This window comes from Mangrovimonas yunxiaonensis, assembly GCF_000733475.1.
Classification (GTDB): Bacteria; Bacteroidota; Bacteroidia; order Flavobacteriales; family Flavobacteriaceae; genus Mangrovimonas; species Mangrovimonas yunxiaonensis.
In genome coordinates this window covers 159305-184593 of record NZ_JPFK01000009.1, presented here as the reverse complement: position 1 = coordinate 184593, position 25289 = coordinate 159305, and the positions used below count along the sequence as shown (strand labels likewise).

The 25289-nt window shown below is 40.6% G+C and carries 13 protein-coding genes and 3 tRNA genes; 10 read left to right on the top strand and 6 right to left on the bottom strand.

All coding sequences use genetic code 11. The annotated features are described in order from the left end of the window. Positions 1 to 4: 4 nt before the first annotated feature. The gene (locus IA57_RS12070; RefSeq protein ID WP_036124072.1) at positions 5 to 805 is read right to left on the bottom strand and encodes a DUF1853 family protein; all 801 of its coding nucleotides are present in this window, start codon (positions 803 to 805) and stop codon (positions 5 to 7) included. Positions 806 to 950: 145 nt separating this feature from the next. Between IA57_RS12070 and IA57_RS12065 the strand changes: the two genes are divergently transcribed. Beyond that, positions 951 to 2501 carry a bifunctional ADP-dependent NAD(P)H-hydrate dehydratase/NAD(P)H-hydrate epimerase gene (locus IA57_RS12065; RefSeq protein ID WP_036124070.1) on the top strand — a complete coding sequence of 517 codons (1551 nt, stop codon included), beginning with the start codon at positions 951 to 953 and terminating at the stop codon, positions 2499 to 2501. 61 nt (positions 2502 to 2562) lie between these two features. On the opposite strand, the gene IA57_RS12060 is transcribed toward IA57_RS12065, so the two are convergent. Beyond that, positions 2563 to 3609: a TlpA family protein disulfide reductase gene (locus IA57_RS12060; RefSeq protein WP_036124067.1), complete on the bottom strand. Its 1047-nt coding sequence runs from the start codon at positions 3607 to 3609 to the stop codon at positions 2563 to 2565. Positions 3610 to 3735: 126 nt separating this feature from the next. Here IA57_RS12060 and hutH point away from each other — a divergent pair, with 126 nt between their 5' ends. Next, a complete protein-coding gene (hutH, locus tag IA57_RS12055; RefSeq protein WP_036124066.1) occupies positions 3736 to 5247 on the top strand; it encodes a histidine ammonia-lyase in 1512 nt (503 codons plus the stop codon). A gap of 3 nt (positions 5248 to 5250) precedes the next feature. On the opposite strand, the gene IA57_RS12050 is transcribed toward hutH, so the two are convergent. After that, on the bottom strand, positions 5251 to 5634 hold the full coding sequence (locus IA57_RS12050; RefSeq protein ID WP_051881066.1) for a hypothetical protein: 384 nt from the start codon (positions 5632 to 5634) through the stop codon (positions 5251 to 5253). Between the two features lie 530 nt (positions 5635 to 6164). Here IA57_RS12050 and IA57_RS12045 point away from each other — a divergent pair. Beyond that, positions 6165 to 12446 (top strand): T9SS type A sorting domain-containing protein, encoded by a 6282-nt coding sequence (locus IA57_RS12045; protein WP_160171692.1) that lies wholly within the window; start codon positions 6165 to 6167, stop codon positions 12444 to 12446. Positions 12447 to 12568: 122 nt separating this feature from the next. Here the strand turns inward: IA57_RS12045 and IA57_RS12040 are convergent, their stop codons facing one another. Beyond that, on the bottom strand, positions 12569 to 15115 hold the full coding sequence (locus IA57_RS12040; protein WP_036124060.1) for an ATP-dependent Clp protease ATP-binding subunit: 2547 nt from the start codon (positions 15113 to 15115) through the stop codon (positions 12569 to 12571). A 261-nt stretch (positions 15116 to 15376) separates the two neighbouring features. On the opposite strand from IA57_RS12040, the gene gyrA reads away from it, so the two are divergent. Next, complete coding sequence (gene gyrA, locus IA57_RS12035) at positions 15377 to 17938, top strand: DNA gyrase subunit A (protein WP_036124058.1); 2562 nt, start codon at positions 15377 to 15379, stop codon at positions 17936 to 17938. Between the two features lie 10 nt (positions 17939 to 17948). After that, entirely contained in the window at positions 17949 to 19196 is a 1248-nt protein-coding gene (locus tag IA57_RS12030; protein WP_036124054.1) for a tetratricopeptide repeat protein, read from the top strand. Positions 19197 to 19248: 52 nt separating this feature from the next. Here IA57_RS12030 and IA57_RS12025 read toward each other — a convergent pair whose 3' ends face one another. Next, a complete protein-coding gene (locus IA57_RS12025) occupies positions 19249 to 19998 on the bottom strand; it encodes a C40 family peptidase (RefSeq protein ID WP_036124053.1) in 750 nt (249 codons plus the stop codon). Between the two features lie 29 nt (positions 19999 to 20027). Further along, positions 20028 to 21206, bottom strand: coding sequence for an acetyl-CoA C-acyltransferase (locus IA57_RS12020; protein ID WP_036124196.1), 1179 nt, complete (start codon positions 21204 to 21206; stop codon positions 20028 to 20030). A gap of 129 nt (positions 21207 to 21335) precedes the next feature. Between IA57_RS12020 and IA57_RS12015 the strand changes: the two genes are divergently transcribed. From IA57_RS12015 to IA57_RS11995, 5 genes are all read left to right on the top strand, one after another. Next, positions 21336 to 23384 carry an HD family phosphohydrolase gene (locus tag IA57_RS12015; RefSeq protein ID WP_036124049.1) on the top strand — a complete coding sequence of 683 codons (2049 nt, stop codon included), beginning with the start codon at positions 21336 to 21338 and terminating at the stop codon, positions 23382 to 23384. Between the two features lie 95 nt (positions 23385 to 23479). Next, positions 23480 to 23566: transfer RNA gene (locus IA57_RS12010), tRNA-Ser, on the top strand. Between the two features lie 63 nt (positions 23567 to 23629). Beyond that, positions 23630 to 23704 (top strand) — tRNA-Pro (locus tag IA57_RS12005). 23 nt (positions 23705 to 23727) lie between these two features. Then, a tRNA-Arg gene (locus IA57_RS12000) sits at positions 23728 to 23801 on the top strand. 229 nt (positions 23802 to 24030) lie between these two features. After that, positions 24031 to 25287, top strand: coding sequence for a site-specific integrase (locus tag IA57_RS11995; protein ID WP_036124046.1), 1257 nt, complete (start codon positions 24031 to 24033; stop codon positions 25285 to 25287). The last annotated feature ends 2 nt before the right edge of the window (positions 25288 to 25289 follow it).

Sequence of the window (25289 nt, the reverse complement as noted above, 5' to 3'; positions counted from 1 at the left end):
CAATTTACCACCAAACAACAAAGCCTTTTTTCGTGTGCCCTTTAGGCGTTTTTATCCAAACCATGGGCGCACGTTTTTGCTCTAATAACACCTGTAGTAAAGGGGTGAATTCTTTAAAAGTAAGCCAGTTAATTTGTATGTCTATTTTTGAAAGCCAATCCAGTTTTTTGGGAATAAAAAATTTACAGTGCGTTAGCTGGCTTACCTCTTTAAGCTTGTAATAATACCCTACAATGCAGTTGGGGTTTATATGCTTAAAAGTATGGTTCTTTAAACCGTAAGGTATAAACAACTGGGCTTTAAAACACACACATTGCTTAATGTGATTGGCCTCTAAATTAAATTGCTTTAGCGTTGGTTTTGTTTCATCTCTGTAGAGTAGTGGAAGTTGCTTGGTTTTTAACTTATCAAGTTTTTCCGTAAAGCTATCTTTTCTATTAGGACCAATCCAATGGTCAATTTCAGAAGTGCCAACACTGGAATCGTATAGATAAAATTTATAAACAACCTCCAAATGGTAGGGCTGGCCATCCTTTGTAAACAAACAGTCCAATTCGCCTATGGTGCGTTTGTTTTTCGAGATAATGAGGTTTTCAGCAAGCAATTTAAGTCTGGAGTCATGCTGCAATTGTTGCGATACAAAGCGTTCTACCAACTTGCCTAACCTCATGTTCTTAGCAACTACAGTGTGAAAAGGAATTTGTGTAGGCACCATACTAAATTGCTGCAGCCCTTTAATGGGAACGTTTTTCCAAAGGTGTGGGGTGTTTAAAAATCCAATATAACGCTGTTGGTTGTTGCACATGTTTTGGCTTTTTAATAACAAAGATACATCTTATAGCATCATGATGCTTGCGCATGAAAAATGTGATAAATCCTACCAAACGGGATTTTGATTACACAGTTATTTGTTACCTTCGTAAGCAACACCAAATTGCATAAAATAACAAATGAAAATATTATCTAGAGAACAAATTTATAAAGGCGATAAATTAACAGCCGAACGTCAAAACATTTCTTCCACCGATTTGATGGAGCGCGCCGGTATGCAGATTTTTAATTGGCTTCACCTTAGAATGCAAGGCGCTCAGGTACCCGTACACGTATTTTGTGGCATTGGAAACAATGGCGGTGACGGTTTGGTTATAGCAAGACATTTAACCACCCACGGCTATCATGTTAAAACGTATGTTGTTAATTATAGCGACAAACGTTCTAAAGACTTTTTAATTAATTACGAGAGAATAAAACAGACCACTAAGGACTGGCCTATTTTGTTAGATGCCGAAAGCGAATTGCCCGCTATAGCCAAAGAAGATATTATTATAGATGCCGTTTTTGGAATAGGTTTAAACCGGCCGGCTGCCAATTGGGTAAAAACCCTTTTTCAGCATTTTAGAGCTTCAAAAGCATTTACCTTGGCTGTCGATATCCCATCCGGATTGTATACCGATAAAGTGCCAGAAGACGAACAAGGCGTGGTTTGGGCTGGACATACGTTAAGTTTTCAATCGCCAAAATTGATATTCTTTTTACCAGACACGGCAAAATATACAGCACAATGGGAAGTTTTAGATATAGGGATAGACCTAGAATATCTGTACCATTTAAATACCCAGGCCAATTTAATTGGCAAGCACGAAGTTTTAACGTGGTATAAACCTAGAGAGAAGTTTTCGCATAAAGGCAGTTTTGGCCATGCTTTAATTGTTGGTGGTAGTTACGGTAAAATAGGCGCCGTTAGTTTGGCCAGTCATGCCGCTTTAGCCTCGGGAGCTGGATTGGTTACGGCTTATGTGCCTAAATGTGGCTATATACCACTACAAACCGCCTTGCCAGAAGTTATGGTAATAACAGATGATAAGGAGGAATACCTGTCTAATATTACATTTAACATTACCCCAACAGTTATTGGGTTGGGCATGGGCATGGGTGTTCATGAAACTTCAACAAAAGCCCTCGAAGCATTTTTACAGCAAAACAACACTCCACTTGTTATAGATGCCGATGCCATTAACATTCTCGCTGCCCAACAGGATTTATTGGCCTTATTGCCCGAACAAACCATTTTAACGCCTCACCCCAAAGAGCTCGAGCGGTTGGTTGGGCCTTGGCAAGACGATTTTGATAAGCTTAAAAAAGTGTCTGAGCTCTCTAAAAAGTACAACCTAATTGTAGTGGTAAAAGGCGCGAATACCATAACGGTATACCACGAAAATTACTACGTAAATTCTACTGGAAATCCCGGTTTGGCTACGGCGGGTACGGGCGATGTATTAACAGGAGTAATAACGGGCATTATGGCTCAAGGGTACGACCCTCTTATTTCGGCAATATTTGGGATTTATCTGCATGGGAAATCAGCCGATTTACAGGTTGAAGATTATGCGTATCAAAGTATGGTTGCAAGCCACATAATTGAAGGCTTGGGAGCAGCCTATTTAGATTTGTTTAGACAACCAGAGCAACCGGAGCAGGAAACCAACGAAGGTCAGCAATAAAAAAAAAGCCACTTCTAAAAAAAGAAGTGGCTTTTAATTTTTTATGCAACACTAAAACGGTTTAGATATTCAATTCGTTAAACAATTCTATTAAGGCATCGCTAGAAGGTCTAGGCGCGTCTGGAGACACGATGTTCCCATCAGGATCGATTAAAATAAACCTAGGAATACCGTTAATTTTATAGGCCTGTACAAAATCGGAGGCCCAGTTTTTATCGGAAATTAACTGGATACCGCCAAGTTGCTTTTCGGTAACCATATTTTGCCATTTTTCTTTGGCTTTTTCCATGCTTCCACCGCCAGAACGCTTGGCGTCATCAATAGAAATGCTTACAAATTCAATATTTTTATCGTGGTATTTTTTCTCAACGTCCTTTAAAAAAGGAATTTCAGCCTTACAAGGGCCGCACCATGTGGCCCAAACATCAACATAAACATATTTTCCTTTTAGGTCGCTAAGCGATGTTGTACCGCCTGCATGGTTTTCATAGTTCTCGAAAACAGGCGATGGGCTTCCTTTAGGAAGTTCTTTGCGTAACGAAATCTTGCTAAGTATGTAGCCTTGGTACGACCTTAGCATGGGGTCTACATTTTTTAAGGCATTATTAATTAAAGTCGTGTCTACTTTAGTATTAGATTGGTAAAACGATACCAGTTCGTCTTTAATCTTGTTGAAGGTACTGGCCAGTGCGGTAGAGTCGTCAATTTTACTTAAGGCATCTATATCTAGTAACTTTTCTTCTTTTAGGTTTTTTTGTGCTAAGAAGTTGCTGTGCTCGGCACCTTCTCCGGTATATGCTACGGTTTCATCAAACATTTTGGTGTCTAGGGTAACCTTAATGTCGTAACCGTTTTTTAGGTAAATATTAGTGCTTTCGGCGCCATCAAAAAATGAGTAAATCCCTGGAGTAACTTTTAGGGTGTCGCTAAACGTCCCATCTTCATTTACTTTAATGGTTTTAGAGAAGTCTCTGTTTCTTATAGAAATCGAGTCGGAATTTTGATTGGTTATAGTTCCAGAAAGCGAAGCGAAGTCTTTAGGTTTTTCTTCTTCTTTGTTGCAGGCAAAAACAGTTATTGCCGATAAAATGAATAATGTTTTTTTCATGAAAAAATGAATTTTGTTTTTCAAATTTATACAGAAAATATAATAAACCTATTTTTTAAGGAATAATTATGATTTACTTGGTTTTTTTGTCGCTATTGTTGAATTTTGTAGCCAATTAAAAAAATCATGACGCAAACGCACCATATATCTTCGGCACCTATAGATTTAAAAACCATTAACTACATTGTTAGTAACGATGTAACGCTGGAACTCTCTGATGAGGCTACCAATAAAATAGAAAGCTGTAGAGCGTATTTAAACGAAAAACTTAAAGCGCAAAAAGCCCCTATTTATGGCATAAATACAGGGTTTGGTTCGCTTTACAACGTTAAGATTTCTGAAGAAAATCTAACAAAACTTCAGGAAAACTTAATGATGTCGCACGCCTGTGGAACAGGAGAGAAAGTGCCGCAAGATGTGGTGAAATTAATGCTGCTGCTAAAAATACAGTCTTTAAGCTATGGCCATAGTGGGGTGCAGTTAGAAACGGTAAAACGGTTGATGGATTTTTATAACAACAACATTTTGCCTGTGGTGTACACTCAAGGGTCTTTAGGGGCGTCGGGAGATTTAGCGCCATTGGCCCATTTAACCTTACCCTTAATAGGTAAAGGAGAGGTTGTTTATGAAGGAGAAACACACGACTCGGCAGCCATGCTAGAAAAATTTGGTTGGGAACCTATAACACTGCAATCAAAAGAGGGGTTAGCCCTGTTAAATGGTACGCAGTTTATGGCAGCCTATGGGATTAAAGCCTTGTTGGAGTCGTATAAGCTATCGTATTTTGCCGATTTAATAGGAAGCGTTTCCTTAGATGCTTTTGATGGCCGTATAGAACCATTTAATGAATTGGTGCATTTGGTAAGGCCACATAACGGCCAGTTAAAAACAGCCGAAAGGGTGCGTGAGTTTTTAGAGGACAGTACATTAATTACACAAGAAAAGAAACACGTTCAAGACCCGTATTCGTTTAGGTGTATGCCGCAAGTTCATGGCGCCACCAAAGACACTCTGGCTTTTGTAGAAAAAACGTTCATCACAGAAATTAACGCAGTAACAGACAATCCTAATATTTTTGTTGCAGAAGACGAAATTATTTCGGGCGGTAATTTTCATGGACAACCCTTAGCTTTGGCTTTCGATTATTTAAAAATAGCCATGGCCGAATTGGGCAATATTTCAGAGCGAAGAACATTTCAATTGGTTTCTGGTTTGCGCGAACTTCCTGTTTTTCTTGTTGAAAACCCAGGGTTAAATTCAGGATTTATGATTCCTCAGTATACAGCGGCAAGCATTGTAAGCGCCAACAAGCAATTGGCTGCACCTGCAGCGATAGATAGCATTGTGTCTAGCAATGGGCAGGAAGACCATGTAAGTATGGGAGCCAATGCCGGTGTTCAAGCTTTGGGGCTTGTTAAAAATGTAGAACGGGTGTTGGCCATAGAGCTTTTTAACGCATCGCAAGCGCTTAAGTTTAGAGCGCCTTTACAATCATCAACGTTTATAGAATCTTTCTTGGCGGCATTTAGAGAAGTGGTGCCTTTTGTTGATAATGATAGGGAATTGTATAAGGATATCGCCTCTAGCGTTTCATTTTTAAATGAGCTAGCAATAGACCCAGAAGAACTTTTTGCTTAGGCGTTAAAGTTTCGATTGGTGTTTTATAACGTGATCGGCCCAATGCATGGCATCTTCAAGTTTGTCAAAAATTTCAAAAGGAATACTGTTTAAAAACAGCTTTTCAACATCGGTATTATCAATAACGGTAGGATTGCTCATCACGGCAGCAAACCCCATTAAGTTTTCCATTTTAGATACTTTAAGGTATACTTTAGGATCTATGGTATAGGCATGGTTTCTTTGCGAAATGTAAACAAATGGCTTCTGCTTATAAAACCCTTGGGCAATGGTTATTAGTTCGTCGGTTAATTCATCAACCACCACAACCCCTTCCTTAAGAATGGTTAGCATACAGCTAGGGTATAAGGTAATTTCCCCAAAATCAAATGTAAACGTCTGTCCCATTAAAACTAAAGATACTTAATTTTTTTGCAAAAATAAAAATCGATGTCTTAAAATAAGCGTGTTCGTATAAACTTAATGGGAATTTAATATGGCCTTTTTGGGCTAACACATAAAATTATGAGGATAAGGGTGTTTTATGTCCTGTTTGTGAATAGATTCTTACCGTTTTGTCGATTCTAATGAACTGTTTAGCCAATAAATACGATTAATCTTGATTTAACGAGATAGTTATATATTTTTGTCGTTGTTAATTTTTTGTGGGAATATACTTGATTTATACTTCTAACATAATTAATAGCAAAACGCCCCTTTTCTTAAAATAGACATAACCTTTATGGAAGGTACCCCAAACGATTAATTAATAGCAGCACCCCAATTTACCTTTTCTTGCAATCGCCTATGTTGTGTGTTAAGCGATTATTAATTAATTTTTTAATGTTATGTCATTGAACAATTCTACCTTTCTTCTAACGAAGAAAAGCAATGCATTTTTAGCACTGCTTAATCATTGGCTTAGGCCAATTAAGCGCATGCACCTAATACCCTTGGGGGTTTTTATGTGGATGCTTTTTATAGGAAACCAAGCGTATTCCCAAATTATTGTTGAATCAGGAACAACATCTGCCAACTTTGGTGTAGATGCTGATGTGCAAACAAATGGAACTTCCTACATTTATAATGAAAACGGCATCCTGCAGCCCAGTGTTAATAACACTGACGATTGGTTTCAGGATACACCCATGGCTATTGGCTCTGGGCAAGGCGTTATAGATGTGTCTACTTTGCCAGATGTAAATGGCAATACCTCGTTCGAACTGGGGATGGCCCCAGGAACCCAATTCGAGGTTATTAACAACGCCCTGTGGCTTGATGCCGTTTTTATTCGTGACCCACATTATGCGGGCAATCAAGATGATTTTTCAATTTTTAAGGGAGGCTCTAACAAGAATGCCGATAACCCGGCTTCTTGGAATATCATCACTGGATCTAACCCGGCGAAAAACGATATTATAGATGCCATGGCGCATTTACGCCGTGAGGTTGTAGACCAAACCAACCCGTTTGGAGGCGATCTTTGGGCGTTTATAGGCGCTTCAACACGTTCTGCTGATGGTTCGGCCTATTTAGATTTTGAATTATTCCGTTCAGAAGTAAGTTACGATACCGCTACAAACCAGTTAACAGGAACAGGCGATCCCGCTACCGGAAACCATACAGCATGGGAATTTGATGCCAACGGTCATGTGTCTTCTTTGGGCGATATGATTATTGCTTTGGATTTTGAAAATGGTGGAGTAGAGATCATCGGCCATATTTACGTGTGGATTAACCCTAACAACCTTCCGGGAGGAAGCATTCAAGCGTATAATAGTTTGGTTGGAACAGGACAAAGTGGCTATAATTTCCGTTTTGTAATTGGCGGAAACGGACAACCTATTTTCGAGTCTGGCGACCTTGCCAATGGTTACGGGTATGCCGAAATCGAATTGTATGATGGTACTTTAAACAACACGGTTGCTTTTGCTACCATGAATGGTGGCGATGTTGATGCTAGTGAGTTTGGTACAAAGTTTGGCCCCCAAGCCAATAATTATGATGTTTATGCCGAAAATTCTTTTGTTGAATTCGGTTTAAACCTAACACAGTTTGGCCTAGATGCCACAACATTGGTTAATGGCGATTGCCAACCATTATTTGGTGGTGTTATGATTAAAACGCGCTCGTCGGCTTCTTTTACTTCCGAATTAAAAGATTTGGCAGGACCATTTCCTTTTGGAAACATTCAAGAAACCGAAGTTGAAATTACAGGGGACGATTTAGAATGTAATGACGAATCGACAACCTTAACAGCGGTTGCCAATGTACCTTTTGGTTTACAATTTGAGTGGTATAATGAAAACGACCCCAATACCATTTTAGGTACTACAAACGAGCTGGTGGTTTACGAACCTGGATTTTATACTGTAGTAGTTACTGCTCCAGGTATTAATGGTCCGGGAACAGGATGTTCAAGCTCCTATACTAAAGAAGTCATAGAAATTATTCCTCCTGTAGTAGAGGTGTCTTGTCCTAGCAATAATGAAATTCAAGCTTGCGCTACGAATGAATTTATTGCTCAAGAATTAGCCGATTGGTTTGATGCGTTTACTTATGGCGGTGGCCAAGGGGAATTAGATGTGGTTTGGACAGCAGATGACGAGGTTATCGATCCAGAAACTTACACGCTTCCAACGTTCGATTCATGTACTGGAGGTATCGTAACCATTGGAGTTACAGTAACAGATGAGTGTGAGCAAGTAGAATCGTGCGAAGCGACGTTTACCGTACTTCCAGATGATGCTGCACCAACAGGAACAGCACCACAAGGTGAAGCCAACCATAACGGTTGTGTGGCCGATGCGGAAACTGAATTACCATTCGATGCTGATACAATAGCCGCTAATTATAGCGATAATTGCGGACAAGACGTTACGGTAAACCTAACAGGAACCGAAGTAACAGGCACCGACTGTGCTTGGACATTAACGTACACTTACGAAGTAGTGGACAACTGCGGTAACGCTTTAGAAGGCGAGGAGCTGATCCACAACGGAAGCGACCAAGATGCACCAACAGGCACAGCACCACAAGGCGAAGCCAACCACAACGGTTGTATGGCCGATGCAGAATCTGAATTGCCATTCGATGCCGATGCTGTAGCCTTAAACTATACAGACGACTGTAACGATGTTACGGTAAATCTAACGGGTACTGCAGTAACAGGCACCGATTGTGCTTGGACACTAACGTACACTTACGAGGTAGTGGACAACTGCGGTAACGCTTTAGAAGGCGAGGAGCTTATCCACAACGGAAGCGACCAAGATGCGCCAACAGGCACAGCACCACAAGGCGAAGCCAACCACAACGGTTGTATGGCCGATGCAGAATCTGAACTGCCGTTCGATGCTGATGCTGTAGCTTTAAACTATACAGACGACTGTAACGATGTTACGGTAAACCTAACAGGCACCGAAGTAACAGGCACCGACTGTGCTTGGACACTAACGTACACTTACGAGGTAGTGGACAACTGTGGTAACGCTTTAGAAGGCGAGGAGCTGATCCACAACGGAAGTGACCAAGATGCACCAACGGGAACAGCACCACAAGGCGAAGCCAACCACAACGGTTGTATGGCCGATGCAGAATCTGAATTGCCATTCGATGCTGATGCTGTAGCCTTAAACTATACAGACGATTGTAACGATGTTACGGTAAACCTAACGGGTACTGCAGTAACAGGCACCGACTGTGCTTGGACACTAACGTACACTTACGAAGTAGTGGACAACTGTGGTAATGCTTTAGAAGGCGAGGAGTTAATCCACAACGGAAGCGATCAAGACGCACCAACAGGCACAGCACCACAAGGCGAAGCTAACCACAACGGTTGTATGGCCGATGCAGAATCTGAATTGCCATTCGATGCTGATGCTGTAGCCTTAAACTATACAGACGACTGTAACGATGATACGGTAAACCTAACGGGTACTGCAGGAACAGGCACCGATTGTGCTTGGACACTAACGCACACTTACGAAGTAGTAGACAACTGCGGTAACGCTTTAGAAGGCGAGGAGCTTATCCACAACGGAAGCGACCAAGATGCGCCAACAGGCACAGCACCACAAGGCGAAGCCAACCACAACGGTTGTATGGCCGATGCGGAAACTGAACTGCCGTTCGATGCTGATGCTGTAGCCTTAAACTATACAGACGATTGTAACGATGTTACGGTAAACCTAACGGGTACTGCAGTAACAGGCACCGATTGTGCTTGGACACTAACGTACACTTACGAAGTAGTAGACAACTGCGGTAACGCTTTAGAAGGCGAGGAGCTTATCCACAACGGAAGCGACCAAGATGCGCCAACAGGCACAGCACCACAAGGCGAAGCCAACCACAACGGTTGTATGGCCGATGCGGAAACTGAACTGCCGTTCGATGCTGATGCTGTAGCCTTAAACTATACAGACGATTGTAACGATGTTACGGTAAACCTAACGGGTACTGCAGTAACAGGCACCGATTGTGCTTGGACACTAACGTACACTTACGAAGTAGTAGACAACTGCGGTAACGCTTTAGAAGGCGAGGAGCTTATCCACAACGGAAGCGATCAAGACGCACCAACAGGAACAGCACCACAAGGTGAGGCTAACCACAACGGTTGTATGGCCGATGCTGAATCTGAATTACCATTCGATGCTGATGCTGTAGCCTTAAACTATACAGACGATTGTAACGATGTTACGGTAAACCTAACAGGAACCGAAGTAACAGGCACCGATTGTGCTTGGACGCTAACATACACTTACGAAGTAGTGGACAACTGCGGTAACGCTTTAGAAGGCGAGGAGTTAATCCACAACGGAAGCGATCAAAACGCACCAACAGGCACAGCACCACAAGGCGAAGCTAACCACAACGGTTGTATGGCCGATGCAGAATCTGAATTACCATTCGATGCTGATGCTGTAGCCTTAAACTATACAGACGATTGTAACGATGTTACGGTAAACCTAACAGGAACCGAAGTAACAGGCACCGATTGTGCTTGGACGCTAACATACACTTACGAAGTAGTGGACAACTGTGGTAACGCTTTAGAAGGCGAGGAGTTAATCCACAACGGAAGCGATCAAGACGCACCAACAGGCACAGCACCACAAGGCGAAGCTAACCACAACGGTTGTATGGCCGATGCAGAATCTGAATTGCCATTCGATGCTGAAGCTGTAGCCTTAAACTATACAGACGACTGTAACGATGTTACGGTAAACCTAACAGGTACTGCAGTAACAGGCACCGATTGTGCTTGGACGCTAACATACACTTACGAAGTAGTGGACAACTGCGGTAACGCTTTAGAAGGCGAGGAGCTTATCCACAACGGAAGCGACCAAGACGCACCAACAGGCACAGCACCACAAGGTGAGGCTAATCACAACGGTTGTATGGCCGATGCAGAATCTGAATTACCATTCGATGCTGATGCTGTAGCCTTAAACTATACAGACGATTGTAACGATGTTGCGGTAAACCTAACAGGCACCGAAGTAACAGGCACCGATTGTGCTTGGACACTAACGTACACTTACGAAGTAGTAGACAACTGCGGTAACGCTTTAGAAGGCGAGGAGCTTATCCACAACGGAAGCGACCAAGATGCGCCAACAGGAACAGCACCACAAGGTGAAGCCAACCACAACGGTTGTATGGCCGATGCAGAATCTGAATTACCATTCGATGCTGATGCTGTAGCCTTAAACTATACAGACGATTGTAACGATGTTACGGTAAACCTAACGGGTACTGCAGTAACAGGCACCGATTGTGCTTGGACACTAACGTACACTTACGAGGTAGTAGACAACTGCGGTAACGCTTTAGAAGGCGAGGAGCTTATCCATAACGGAAGCGACCAAGATGCGCCAACAGGCACAGCACCACAAGGTGAGGCTAATCACAACGGTTGTATGGCCGATGCTGAATCTGAATTACCATTCGATGCTGATGCTGTAGCTTTAAACTATACAGACGATTGTAACGATGTTACGGTAAACCTAACGGGTACTGCAGTAACAGGCACCGACTGTGCTTGGACACTAACATACACTTACGAAGTAGTAGATAACTGCGGTAACGCTTTAGAAGGCGAGGAGATCATCCACAACGGAAGCGATCAAACAGATCCTGTCATCACGCTTCCACAAGAAGTAGAAACCACATTGTGTAATGATGCATTCCCAGCTACATTAACAGCTAACTGGACAGATAACTGTGCTAGTGGAGGAACATTAACTGTTTCGGGTAGTAACTTTATTCAAGGCGATTGTGTTCAATACCAAGACTATGTGTTTACTGCAACAGATGATTGTGGTAACTCTGTAACAGAGACCATAACCATTGAAAGATACTACGATGAGTATGACAATTGTGAAACCGCCTTTGGTATGGATCCTAATGGAAACAGCAATTGCTTTATTGAAGATGGTTTCTCTCGTTGGGGATGGTACAACCATTTTGAAACGGAAGGCATTTATACCATAGATTTATATGCTGGAGCGGCACATTGCGATGCCGATACGGGAACACATGTAGGTGTTGCTGAGATCGCATATTTGAATGGAGAGGTTACCGTAACCTACATGATGAACAGCTCTGGTGATAATTGGTACAATTATGTTATGAACGAAGCTCATGTGTACGTAGGCTGCGATCCGTATCCGGTATTGAGTAATGGTGCAGAAACTGTAGCACCTGGACAATATACTGTTGTTGCTGATGATTTAGACCATGTTACAACGTATACGGTTGGTCCTATTGCAGCTTCTGGTCCAATAAACGTTATTGTGCATGCAGTAACCTGCGAAGTAATGTGTCATTGTTCGCCATGGAATACAGGTGAGTTTATCCCTGATCCTAATAGCTACGATGCCATTGACTGTGCACCGGAAGCAGATGGAGGCGACGATTTACCTGCTGTTCGCAATACAACCTTTACAGCGTACCCTGTGCCATTTGAGCATGAGGTGAACATCGCTTATCAATTTGACTATGATACCAATGTTAGAATTGATGTATACGATGTGAAAGGAACTTTGGTTACAAGTCTTGATAACATCAAGTATGTGGCTAACAGCTTAGGAACTACTAAAATTGATCTGAGCAGAGCAAATGATCAAATGTATTTTGTAAGATTAACTACCGATAAGGGTGTTTTAACTAAGAAGATTGTTTCTTCTAGTTCAGAACAACGCTAGTTGGTAGCAGCAAATAGTTTAATTGTAAAAGGGCGGTATTAACCGCCCTTTTTTATGTTGTAAAACGCCATAAAAAAAGCCTGGATTATTCCAGGCTTTTTTGTTATCAGGGTTTTCTTATATTACGATTCTGCTTTTTCTTCGGGTTTTTCAATGGTTATAACCAGTTCTGAAGCGGCTTCATCTAAGTCCATAACAATCGTATCGCCATCTTTAATTTTAGCGTTTATAATTTCTTCGGCCAAGCGGTCTTCAATGTATTTCTGAATCGCTCTTTTAAGCGGTCTAGCACCATATTGCTTGTCAAAACCTTTGTCGGCAATATAATCTTTAGCCTTTTTGGTTAAGGTTAGGTGGTAGCCTAGGGCTTTAATTCTGATAAAGAGTTTTTCAAGCTCGATATCGATAATTTTGTGGATGTCTTCTTTTTCAAGGGCGTTAAACACCACAACATCGTCAATTCTATTTAAGAATTCGGGCGCAAAGGCCTTTTTAAGGGCGTTTTCTATCACGCTTCTAGCATTCGCATCGGCTTGTGCTTTTTGTGCTGATGTTCCAAAGCCAACGCCGGCTCCAAAATCCTTAAGTTTTCTGGCCCCAATGTTTGAGGTCATAATAATAATGGTGTTTCTAAAATCTATTTTTCTTCCTAAGCTGTCTGTTAAATACCCGTCGTCTAAAACTTGCAATAGCATGTTGAAAACATCTGGGTGGGCTTTTTCAATTTCATCTAAAAGAACAACAGCATAGGGTTTGCGTCTTACTTTTTCGGTAAGTTGTCCGCCTTCTTCATAGCCCACATAGCCTGGAGGTGCTCCAACCAATCTAGAGATTGCGAATTTTTCCATATACTCACTCATGTCTATTCTAATAAGCGAGTCTTCGCTGTCGAACAGTTGCTTAGAGAGCACTTTAGCTAATTGTGTTTTACCAACACCTGTCTGGCCTAGAAAGATAAACGATCCAATGGGTTTGTTGGGATCTTTAAGGCCGGCTCGGTTACGCTGAATGGCCTTAACAACTTTAGAGACAGCCTCGTCTTGCCCAATAACCTTGCCTTTAATTAATTCGGGTAGTTTGGCTAGTTTGTTGCTTTCTGTTTGTGCAATTCTGTTTACTGGAATTCCTGTCATCATCGACACCACATCGGCAACATTATCTTCACTTACAATCTCACGGTGCAATTTGGTCTCTGCTTCCCATTTTTCTTGAGCTACAGCCAATTCTTTTTCCAAACGCTTTTCGTCGTCGCGTAACTTGGCGGCTTCTTCATATTTTTGCTTTTTAACAACAGAGCTTTTGGTTTCCTTAACCTCTTCAAGCTGTTTTTCCAGATCGAGGATTTGCTTAGGGACATCAATGTTTTTTATGTGTACCCGCGAACCGGCTTCGTCTAGAGCATCAATAGCCTTGTCTGGTAAAAAGCGGTCTGTCATGTACCGGTTGGTTAACTTAACGCAAGCTTCGATTGCCTCTGGAGTGTAGTCTACATTGTGGTGTTCTTCATATTTTTCCTTAATGTTGTTTAGGATTTCTATGGTTTCTTCTACCGAGGTGGGCTCGACAATTACTTTTTGAAAACGGCGTTCTAAGGCGCCATCTTTTTCGATATACTGGCGGTATTCGTCTAAAGTTGTGGCACCAACACATTGTATTTCCCCTCTGGCCAATGCTGGTTTAAACATGTTGGAGGCGTCTAGACTTCCTGTAGCGCCACCGGCACCAACAATGGTATGGATTTCGTCTATAAATAGAATGATGTCGTCATTTTTTTCCAGTTCGTTCATTACGGCTTTCATGCGCTCCTCGAACTGGCCTCTGTACTTTGTGCCTGCCACCAAACTGGCTAGGTCTAGGGTTACCACGCGTTTGCCAAAAAGTATTCTAGAGACTTTTCGTTTAACAATGCGGTTGGCCAGCCCTTCGGCAATAGCACTTTTACCTACCCCGGGCTCACCAATTAATAGGGGGTTGTTCTTTTTACGTCTGCTTAAAACCTGTGAAACCCGTTCTATTTCCTTTTCGCGCCCCACAACAGGGTCGAGTTTGCCTTCTTCGGCTAAGGCCGTTAAATCCCTTCCAAAATTATCTAAAACAGGGGTTTTGGATTTTTTGGTGGACTTCGAAGACGGGGAGTTGAACAAGTTGTCTTTAGCGTCGTCCTCAGAAGTGGTATCGTCATCCCCAAAAGCTTCAGCTCTTGGTTCTATATAATCGTCATCGTTTGTTATCATAAACTTGAATTGTTCTTTAACGTTGTCGTAATCTACTTTTAATTTATTGAGCAACTTGGTAGTCGGGTCGTTTTCGTTTCTTAAAATACACAGCAGCAAATGCGCCGTATTTATGGCGTTACTCTGAAACAGTTTGGCTTCTAGGAACGTGGTTTTTAAGGCGCGTTCGGCCTGTCTTGTAAGGTGTAGGTTGCGCTTTTCGTTTGTTGCAACCGACACGTTGGGGTTGGCCGGACTTAAAATCTCGACCTTTCTTCTCAGGTGGTTTAAATCGACCTCTAGGGCGTTTAAAATATTGATGGCCTTACCGCTTCCGTCGCGTAAAAGGCCTAGCATAAGGTGTTCGGTGCCAATAAAGTCGTGGCCTAACCTTAGGGCTTCTTCTTTGCTAAAAGCAATAACATCTTTAACTCTTGGCGAAAAATTATCATCCATAAAAATCTCCTTTCAACATTAAAAAGTAATATAATTAAAGTAGCATAAACAAATATTGTACCTTAATTTAAATCAATATATGATAAAGGACAAAAAAAACCTTATGATTTCAAAATTTTTAACATCATACTTATTAAATAATAGTGGTGAATATTGTTAATAAAAAACCCTAAAAATTACTAGGGGATAACTTAGCTGTTACTACTGAAATGGTTATATTAGCACGATTTGAAAATTTGAAAAACTAATTGAAATTTATATATGGCAGAAGGAGAAAAACTGATTCCTATTAACATTGAAGATGAAATGAAGTCAGCCTACATTGATTATTCAATGTCGGTCATTGTGTCACGTGCCTTACCCGATGTGCGTGATGGTTTAAAACCCGTTCATAGGAGAGTGCTTTTTGGAATGCACGAATTAGGAGTAAGGTCTAACAGTTCTTATAAAAAGTCGGCAAGAATAGTGGGTGAGGTACTGGGTAAGTATCACCCTCATGGCGACACCTCTGTTTACGATACCATGGTGCGTATGGCCCAAGAGTGGAGCCTTAGGTACATGCTGGTTGACGGACAGGGAAACTTTGGTTCGATTGATGGCGATAGCCCCGCAGCAATGCGTTATACCGAGGCTAGAATGCGTAAAATATCGGAAGACATGCTTGCCGATATCGATAAAGAAACAGTTGACCACAGGTTAAATTTTGATGACACCCTAGAAGAGCCTACTGTTTTACCGACCCGTATTCCTGGGTTATTGGTTAACGGCGCTTCGGGTATTGCCGTAGGTATGGCTACCAACATGCCACCGCACAACATTAGCGAAGTGGTTGACGGTACCGTAGCGTATATTGAAAACCCAGACATCGAGATAGAAGCCCTTATGAGCCACGTAAAAGCGCCAGACTTTCCAACAGGTGGTACCATTTACGGGTACGATGGCGTAAAGGAAGCTTTTGAAACTGGTCGTGGTAGAATTGTTATGCGAGGCCGCGCCAATATAGAAGAAGTTAACGGAAGAGAGTGCATTATCGTTACCGAAATACCTTATCAGGTAAATAAGGCAGACATGATTAAGAAAACTGCCGATTTGGTTAACGATAAAAAGCTGGAAGGAATTTCTACCATCCGTGACGAATCTGACAGAAACGGGATGCGTATTGTTTACGTATTAAAGCGCGATGCCATACCAAACATCGTACTAAACAAACTGTTTAAGTATACTGCTTTGCAGTCTTCTTTTAGTGTTAACAACATTGCCTTGGTTAATGGAAGACCACAATTGCTTAACCTTAAAGATTTAATACACTATTTTGTAGAGCACAGGCACGAAGTTGTGGTGCGCCGTACACGATATGAATTGCGAAAAGCCGAAGAGCGCGCCCATATTTTAGAAGGATTAATTATTGCTTCGGATAATATAGATGAAGTTATAGCACTTATACGTGCCTCATCAAACGCCGAGGAAGCCCGCGAGAAGTTAATAGAACGCTTTAAGCTAACCGAAATCCAAGCCAGAGCCATTGTAGAAATGCGTTTACGCCAGTTAACAGGACTGGAGCAGGATAAGTTGCGTTCGGAATACGACGAGCTTTTAAAAACCATTGAAGACCTTAAAGACATCCTTGATAAAAAGGATAGACGAATGGAAATCATTAAAAATGAGCTTTTAGAAGTAAAAGAAAAGTATGGCGATGAGCGTCGCTCGACCATAGAATATGCCGGTGGCGATTTAAGTATAGAAGATATGATTCCAGACGAGAAAGTGGTTATTACCATTTCTCATGCCGGGTATATTAAAAGAACCCCGCTATCGGAATACAAAACCCAAAATAGAGGAGGTGTAGGCCAGAAAGCCTCTACAACCAGAAATGAGGATTTCCTTGAAGATCTTTTTGTGGGAACCAACCACCAATACATGATTTTCTTTACCCAAAAAGGAAAATGCTTCTGGATGCGTGTGTACGAAATTCCAGAAGGCACAAAAACTTCTAAAGGTCGCGCGGTTCAAAACCTAATTAATATTGAACAAGACGATAAGGTAAAAGCCTTTATTTGTACACAAGACCTTAAGGACGAGGATTACATTAATAGCCATTATGTTATTATGGCCACCAAAAAGGGGCAAGTTAAAAAAACATCTTTAGAGCAGTATTCTCGCCCAAGAACCAATGGTATTAATGCCATTACCATAAAAGACGGCGACGAGCTATTAGAAGCCAAACTAACAACAGGCGACAGCCAAGTTATGTTGGCGGTTAAGTCTGGTAAAGCCATTCGTTTTGAAGAAAGTAAAACACGACCTATGGGCAGGAGTGCCTCTGGGGTACGCGGTATTACCTTGGCCAGCGATAAAGATGAAGTTGTAGGCATGATTACCATTAACGACCCACAAGAAGAGACCGTTTTAGTGGTTTCTGAAAATGGCTATGGGAAGCGTACCTTTATTGACGATCCAGAAACAGGTGAAGAAATTTACCGCATTACCAACCGTGGCGGAAAAGGTGTAAAAACCATTTCGGTAACAGAAAAAACAGGTAATTTGGTAGCTATTAAGAGTGTGTCTGATAAAGACGGTCTAATGATTATTAATAAATCGGGCATTGCTATAAGAATGGATGTTGCAGATTTACGTACTATGGGGCGTGCCACTCAAGGGGTTAGACTTATTAACCTAAAGAACAGCGACTCTATTGCTGCGGTGGCCAAAGTAGTTTACGATGAAGACTCTATAGAGCATGACGATTTAAACGAAAATGGCGTGAATTTAGAAGATGGCACAGCTATTGATAATAACCACGAAGAAAACAATAACGATAACTAAAATTTAAAAAATGAAAAAACAAGTTGTAGTTGCTTTAGCACTTGCAATAACAAGTTTTTCTTTTTCTCAGAAAAAAGAATTAAAAACAGCTGAGAAGGCTATAAAGAATAACAATTATGCAGAAGCAAAAGCATTATTAGGTCAAGTAAGCGGCATGTTGCCTAGCATGGACCAAGATCTTAAGGCAAAGTACCATTACTTAATGGCCGCAGCTTTATATGCCAATGGCGCTGCAAAAGATGCCGATATTAAATCAGCTTTCGAAAGCTTAACAAAAGTAGAAGGCGATTACCAATCGGAGTCTGCCGAGTTAAAGAACACCATGCTACAAACGTTTTTAACAAAAGGAAACGATGCCTATGAGAGCAAGGATTTCTCTGCCGCGTCTAAACTTTTTGAAAATGCTTACCGTGTTTCTCCCAGCGATACCCTTTACCTATACAACTCAGCAATTATGGCTGTTTCGGTAAAAGAGTACGATCGCGCTTTGGATATTTACAACGAGCTAAAGGACTTAGGATATACCGGAGAGCAAATGCAATATTTTGCCACAAATAAAGAAACCGGAGAAGAGGAGGCTTTTGGAGACAAAAGCATGAGAGATGTATCGGTTAAGAGCGGGCAATACATTAAGCCTATCGACAAAAAATCAGAATCGAATTATGCCGAGATCGTTAAGAACATTGCTTTAATCTACATTCAAAAAGGCGATAAAGAGCAAGCTTTAGTATCAATGGCCGAAGCCAGAGCCTCTAATCCAGACGATTTAAATTTATTAATTTCCGAAGCAAACCTACACCTGCAGTTAGGAAATAAGGAAGAATTTAAAACGCTACTGCAAGAAGCGACACAAAGAGATCCTAAAAATGCCGAGTTACAATTCAATTTAGGGGTTATTTCGCAAGAGTCTGGCGATGTAGAGTCTGCAAAAAAGTACTATAACAAAGCCATAGAGTTAGATCCAAACTTTAACAATGCGTATATTAATATGGCTGTTTTACTTTTAGAAAGAGAACAGAGCATTATTGAGGAAATGAATAGCCTAGGAAGCTCGGCTGCAGATAACAGACGTTATGATGCATTAAAAGATGAGCGTACCGCTTTATTTAATAGTGCCATACCTTACTTAGAAAGAGCGTTAAAAAATGATCCAGATAACTTTGATGCTGCTAAAACACTAATGAACATTTACAGTGCTATTGGCGAAACTGCTAAGTACAAAGAAATGAAAGCTAAAGTAGAAGCTATGGGCAACTAAGCCTTTAAAGCTTAAACTAATAAATAAAAAAGCCGCTTAAAAGCGGCTTTTTTTATACGATCTTTTTTATAACACGCAGTTTATGGGTGTGCCTACGTTGCTCATGATTGTAAATGCCAGAATGGTCCAAGCGGTCTATTCTTACTTTGCCATGGGCATGAATAATGTAGTTGTCTTCCATAATAATTCCTACATGAACAATATGGCCTTCACTATTGTCGAAAAAAGCCAAATCACCGGCTTCACTTTCCTCAATAAAACTTAAAGACTCTCCTTGTGTAGCTTGTTGCGAGGCGTCCCTTAACAGCTTGTGGCCATTAAGTTTGTAAACCATTTGGGTAAAGCCAGAACAATCTATTCCAAAAGGGGTTTTCCCACCCCAAAGGTAGGGGGCGTTTAAGTAAAGAAAAGCGGTTTTAATTAAATTGCTTTTTACAAACGTTTCGCTATGCGTATTGCCATCATGTTTATGGTTAAGTAAATGTAAGCCGTTAACACAAGCCCCTATTGGAATGGGGAAAAGCTGCTTGTGCTCGTCTTCAATAAACTCGACCAAATCGGTAGCAACAATGGGTTGCTCTTTATGTAGGGCTTCGTATTGTTCTTTAGATATTTCTACAAGTTGCTTGTTGTCTATCCAGCCTTCGTAATTGTCGAAACCAAGCCTTATTTTGCTCCAGGCTTTTCTTTTTTCAATTATTTTAAAATAATCGCCATATAAGACCTGTGAAACCAGTTCGCTTTTATCTGATGGTTCAAGCCTTAGGGGAACAATACTTAAATGGCAAATTCCGTATAGCATTAAAAAGGGATCAAGTAGGTTATTAAGCGTTATGTTCTTTCAATAACCATAGCAGAGGCACCGCCGCCGCCGTTGCAAATTGCTGCAGCTCCTATTTTTGCATTGTTTTGCTCCAGTACATTTAGTAGTGTAATAAGAATTCTAACACCAGAACACCCTAGTGGATGGCCTAAAGATACGGCGCCACCATTTACATTAACGTTATTAGCGCTTAAGCCCAAAATTTTCATGTTAGCCAAGCCAACCACGGAGAAGGCTTCGTTAAACTCGAAATAATCAACCGCGTCAATGCCAATACCAGCTTTGTCTAAGGCTTTAGGTAAGGCTTTGGCAGGAGCGGTAGTAAACCATTTTGGATCTTGGGCAGCATCGGCATAGCTTTTAATTGTAGCTAAAGGTTTAAGGCCCAATTCATCGGCTTTTTCCTTGCTCATTAATACCATGGCTCCAGCGCCGTCGTTTATGGTTGAGGCGTTGGCTGCAGTAACGGTTCCTTCTTTTGTGAAAGCAGGGCGTAATGCAGGGATTTTTTCAAGTTTTACATTGGTGAATTCTTCGTCTTTTGAAACAACTATAGGTTCGCCACGACGCTGAGGCACTTCAACAGGCACTACTTCGTTGTTAAACTTTCCAGCTTCCCAAGCAGCGGCACTACGCTCGTACGATTGGATGGCAAAGGCATCTTGGTCTTCTCTAGAAAAGTTGTATTCTACGGCACAGGCATCGGCGCAAACGCCCATGGCATTGTTATCGTAGGCATCGACAAGGCCATCTTTTTGCATGCCGTCTTCCATAGTCGCTGGGCCAAATTTCTTGCCATTTCTAGCGTGGAAGTAATGTGGAATTAAACTCATGTTTTCCATACCGCCAGCAACAACAATATCGGCATCGCCTAAAGCAATGGTTTGTGCCGCTTGCATCACGCTTTTCATACCAGAAGAGCACACTTTGTTAATGGTTGTGCAAGGTACCGTGTCTGGAATTCCAGCATAAATAGCCGCTTGTCTTGCCGGAGCTTGACCAGCACCTGCCTGTACCACCTGGCCCATAAGGACTTCTTGAACGTGTTTGGGGTCTAGGTTAATTTTGTTTAAAGCGCCTTTTATGGCTATGGCCCCTAATTTTGGCGCAGGTATTGTAGATAATGACCCTAAAAAACTTCCTATGGGAGTTCTTGCAGCAGATACTATAACGACTTCTTTATTCATAAATTCTAAGGTTTTTTTAATGTTGCCCAAAATTAATCATTTTTTAGTAAAATTGATAATGTATGCGGTATTAAACGGTTTATATTTTCGTTGATATTTTTACTACATTTGGAGTATTGAACCGTTTAGATGAAAGATTTTATTAACGCCCTTTACAGGAACCATTCGCTTATATACAAGATATTACTTTTTATAAGCACAACGTTTTTAATTGTTTATTTGTTTCCTAAGAGTGGCAAGTTTAAATATAATTTCGAGCGTGGCAAACCCTGGCAGTCCGAAAACCTTTATGCACCTTTTGGTTTTGCCATAAAAAAATCGGCCGATGAAATTAATGCCGAAAAAACCGAAATTACCCAGCAATCGGTGTTGTACTTTAATTTAAGTTCAGGAGTTAAACAGCAAGTTGTTAGGGCTTACAGTCAGGGGTTTACGAATACTATTCCAGATTCGGTTTCTAGAACAGAAAGAAACGAACTGTTTAAAATAGGGCAGGAGCTTATTGAACGTTTGTACCGAAATGGCCTTTTAGATCAGGATTACGATTTTTTACCAGACAGGCACGTTGCAGTACTAGAGGATCGGAATGAAAAGCATGCTGTAACCTACCGCGAATTAACAAAGCAAAGCGATTTGCGCCCAATAATACAAGCTAAGTTGGAAAACGAGGGCTACGACAGGTATTTTAATTTGTTTGTCTCGCTGTTTTTCGACATTGTAGAACCCAACATAACCTATGACAAATCGTTTACCGAAAAAGTGTTGGAAAACGAGTTGAGCAAAGTGTCGTATACTAGGGGCAGTGTAGAAAAAGAAACCTTAATTATTTCTAAGGGTGAAGTTGTTGAAGGGGATAAATACCAAAAGCTAAAATCTCTCGAGGCAGAATACGAATCGCAGGTTTGGAGCGCCTCGAACTACAATTGGATTGTGTTTGCCTATACCTTATTGGTGGCTTTGGCGTTATTAATGCTGTTGTTGTTTTTACAAAAGTACCGAAGAGCTGTTTTTAATAACAACACTAAGGTAACCTTTATTTTCTTCAACATTTTATTAATGGTTTTGGTTACCACTTTGGTTGTTAATTTTAACGCCAAGTACATTTATGTGGTACCTATTTGTATTTTGCCTTTGGTGCTTAAGGCTTTTTTCGATGCTAGGCTGGGGCTTTTCACCCATGTTATTACAGTGTTGCTGTTGGGATCTATTGTCTCAAACAGTTACGAGTATATGTTTTTACAGATTATTGCGGGTATTGTAACCATTTTAACGGTGTCTGAGCTTTATAAAAGGGCCAACCTCTTTATTTCGGTAGGACAAATTACCCTAATTTATATAGTGGCGTATTTTGCGTTTTTTGTTATTCATGAGGGGAGCATTGAAAACTTAAAATGGGAAACTTTTGGGCTGTTTGTGCTTTGTGGTTTGGCCACGTTATTTGTTCAGCCTTTAATATATGCCTACGAAAAATTATTTGGTTTGGTGTCTGATGTGTCCTTGTTGGAATTGTCAGATACCAATTCAAAGCTTTTAAAAGAGCTTTCAAACAAAGCTCCTGGCACCTTTCACCATTCGTTAAATGTGGCTAATTTAGCCGAAGCTGCCGCTAACGAGATTGGTGCCAATGCCATGTTGGTAAGGGTAGGCGCGCTTTATCACGATATTGGTAAAATGAAGAACCCCACCTATTTTACCGAAAACCAAGCGACAGGCCTTAATCCGCACGACGAGCTATCGCCAAAAGAAAGTGCCGAAATAATTATTGCCCACGTTATTAATGGGATTGAAATTGCCAAGAAGTACAATTTACCAGACCGGGTAATCGATTTTATAAGAACCCATCACGGTACGAGCATGGTGTATTATTTTTATGCCAAAGAAAAGGAATTAAACGAAGCAGTAAATCCTGCCGATTTTTCTTATCCAGGCCCCAAGCCTTTTAGCAAGGAGACCGCAATTTTAATGATGTGTGATAGTGTAGAGGCGGCCTCGAAAAGCTTGAAAGAGCCAACATCGACAAAGATTGATGGTTTTGTTGAAAACATTATTAGCAAGCAACTGGCTGAAGAGCAGTTTTTAAACGCTAACATTACATTTAAGGAAATACAATCGATTAAAAAAGTCTTAAAACGCAAATTAGCAAACATTTATCATTTAAGAATTGAATATCCCGAATAAATTAGGGAAAAAAACGATTGAAATAGTTGCGTTCTTAAAGATGATACGTTACATTTGCATCCGCATTTGAGAAATGTTCTTTTATATAATGCATTGGAGAGGTGCCAGAGTGGTAATGGAGCAGATTGCTAATCTGTCAACGCGTAAGTGTTGCCGGGGTTCGAATCCCCGTCTCTCCGCCATTTTTCGGGGTGTAGCCTCTCGATTTTACTCGAGATAAACTACACTACGAGTTTTACACTTTTCGGGGTGTAGCGTAGCCCGGTCATCGCGCCTGCTTTGGGAGCAGGAGGTCGCAGGTTCGAATCCTGCCACCCCGACTTCAGAATTATAATTCTTGAAGGGTCGCGTAGCTCAGCTGGATAGAGCATCTGCCTTCTAAGCAGACGGTCACAGGTTCGAATCCTGTCGCGATCACTAGAAACACATTCAATGTGTGTCAAAACCTTGCAAACTATATGATTTGCAAGGTTTTCTAGTTTTTAGGGCATCATAAAATTTGATAAAATTTAATATCTTATGGACGCTAATCGGTCAACAAATAAATGTTCAAAAAGTGTTGACCGAATAAGATATAAAAAACTGTAATTCAAGTAGTTGATTTGACTTTCGTCTTTGAGTAATGTTTAACTAAAAGACGACAATTATGAGAACTCGGTCAACATTTTCCCTTCTATTTTGGGTTAACACTTCACGATTAAATAACAACCAGGTACCGGTTTATGCTAGAGTAACTGTAAACGGTAAAAGAGTTAACATCAGTTTAAAGCGAAAAGTCATTTTATCCGAATGGGATTCTGCAAAGAGCAAACTAAAAGGCAGCAACCAAGAAGCCAAATTATTTAATAGATTTTTAGAACAAGTTCGTAGCCAAATTTACTTGGCTTACGAACAACTATTGAGCGAAAACAAGCTTATAACTGCTCAAGCTATTAAAGCTCGATATTTAGGGGAAGACGAACAACACAGAAGTTTACTAGAGCTTTTCGAATACCACAATACCACTATGAGCAAAAATCTTCACAAAGACACAATGAGGCACTACAAGACAACTCAAAATTACTTGAAATCCTTTTTGTCTAAAAAAATCAAAACAGACAATATCTACTTATCAAATTTAGACTATTCTTTTATTGTAGATTTTGAATACTATTTAAAAGCACACGAACCCACAGACCACCAACGAAAAATCAGTAATAATACTGCAATGAAACATTTACAGAGGTTGCGTAAAATGGTTACTATGGCATACCATTTAGAATGGATAGACAGAGATCCTTTTGTAAGGTTTAAGAGTTCTTTTGAAAAGAGAGAAAGAGAGTTCCTTTCTGAAAGTGAATTATTGAAATTAGAAAACTTTCACAGTCCTGTTAATAGGCTAAACATAGTTAAAGATTTATTTGTATTTAGTTGCTATACTGGTATTTCTTATATAGATCTAAATAATCTTACCAGAGATAATATTGTTAAAGGTATTGATGGTAACGACTGGTTAATTACTAAAAGGCAGAAAACAAAGACTAATGTAAAAATCCCACTTCTAGATAAGGCATTAGAGCTAGTTTTTAAATATGAAAACCATCCAAGAGTTGTTGCGAATAATGGAATACTTCCTAGATTATCTAATCAAAGGATAAACGCTTATTTAAAAGAAATAGCAGACTTATGCAAAATCAAAAAGAACTTGACCTTTCACATGGCTAGACATACATTCGCTACCACTATAACTTTAAGTAATGGTGTACCAATAGAAACTGTTTCTAAGCTACTCGGTCATACCAAGATTGCTACTACTCAAATTTATGCCAGAGTGATTGAAAGAAAAGTAAGTGAAGATATTAATACTTTAAAGATTAAGATGATTAATAAAAACAATCAAAAGATTCATTCTAAATCAAAATAAAA

Coding starts and splice junctions, on each gene's coding strand:
- IA57_RS12070 (WP_036124072.1), bottom strand. CDS start 805: ATGTGCAACAACCAACAGCGTTATATTGGATTTTTAAACACCCCACAC.
- IA57_RS12065 (WP_036124070.1), top strand. CDS start 951: ATGAAAATATTATCTAGAGAACAAATTTATAAAGGCGATAAATTAACA.
- IA57_RS12060 (WP_036124067.1), bottom strand. CDS start 3,609: ATGAAAAAAACATTATTCATTTTATCGGCAATAACTGTTTTTGCCTGC.
- hutH (WP_036124066.1), top strand. CDS start 3,736: ATGACGCAAACGCACCATATATCTTCGGCACCTATAGATTTAAAAACC.
- IA57_RS12050 (WP_051881066.1), bottom strand. CDS start 5,634: ATGGGACAGACGTTTACATTTGATTTTGGGGAAATTACCTTATACCCT.
- IA57_RS12045 (WP_160171692.1), top strand. CDS start 6,165: ATGCACCTAATACCCTTGGGGGTTTTTATGTGGATGCTTTTTATAGGA.
- IA57_RS12040 (WP_036124060.1), bottom strand. CDS start 15,115: ATGGATGATAATTTTTCGCCAAGAGTTAAAGATGTTATTGCTTTTAGC.
- gyrA (WP_036124058.1), top strand. CDS start 15,377: ATGGCAGAAGGAGAAAAACTGATTCCTATTAACATTGAAGATGAAATG.
- IA57_RS12030 (WP_036124054.1), top strand. CDS start 17,949: ATGAAAAAACAAGTTGTAGTTGCTTTAGCACTTGCAATAACAAGTTTT.
- IA57_RS12025 (WP_036124053.1), bottom strand. CDS start 19,998: ATGCTATACGGAATTTGCCATTTAAGTATTGTTCCCCTAAGGCTTGAA.
- IA57_RS12020 (WP_036124196.1), bottom strand. CDS start 21,206: ATGAATAAAGAAGTCGTTATAGTATCTGCTGCAAGAACTCCCATAGGA.
- IA57_RS12015 (WP_036124049.1), top strand. CDS start 21,336: ATGAAAGATTTTATTAACGCCCTTTACAGGAACCATTCGCTTATATAC.
- IA57_RS11995 (WP_036124046.1), top strand. CDS start 24,031: ATGAGAACTCGGTCAACATTTTCCCTTCTATTTTGGGTTAACACTTCA.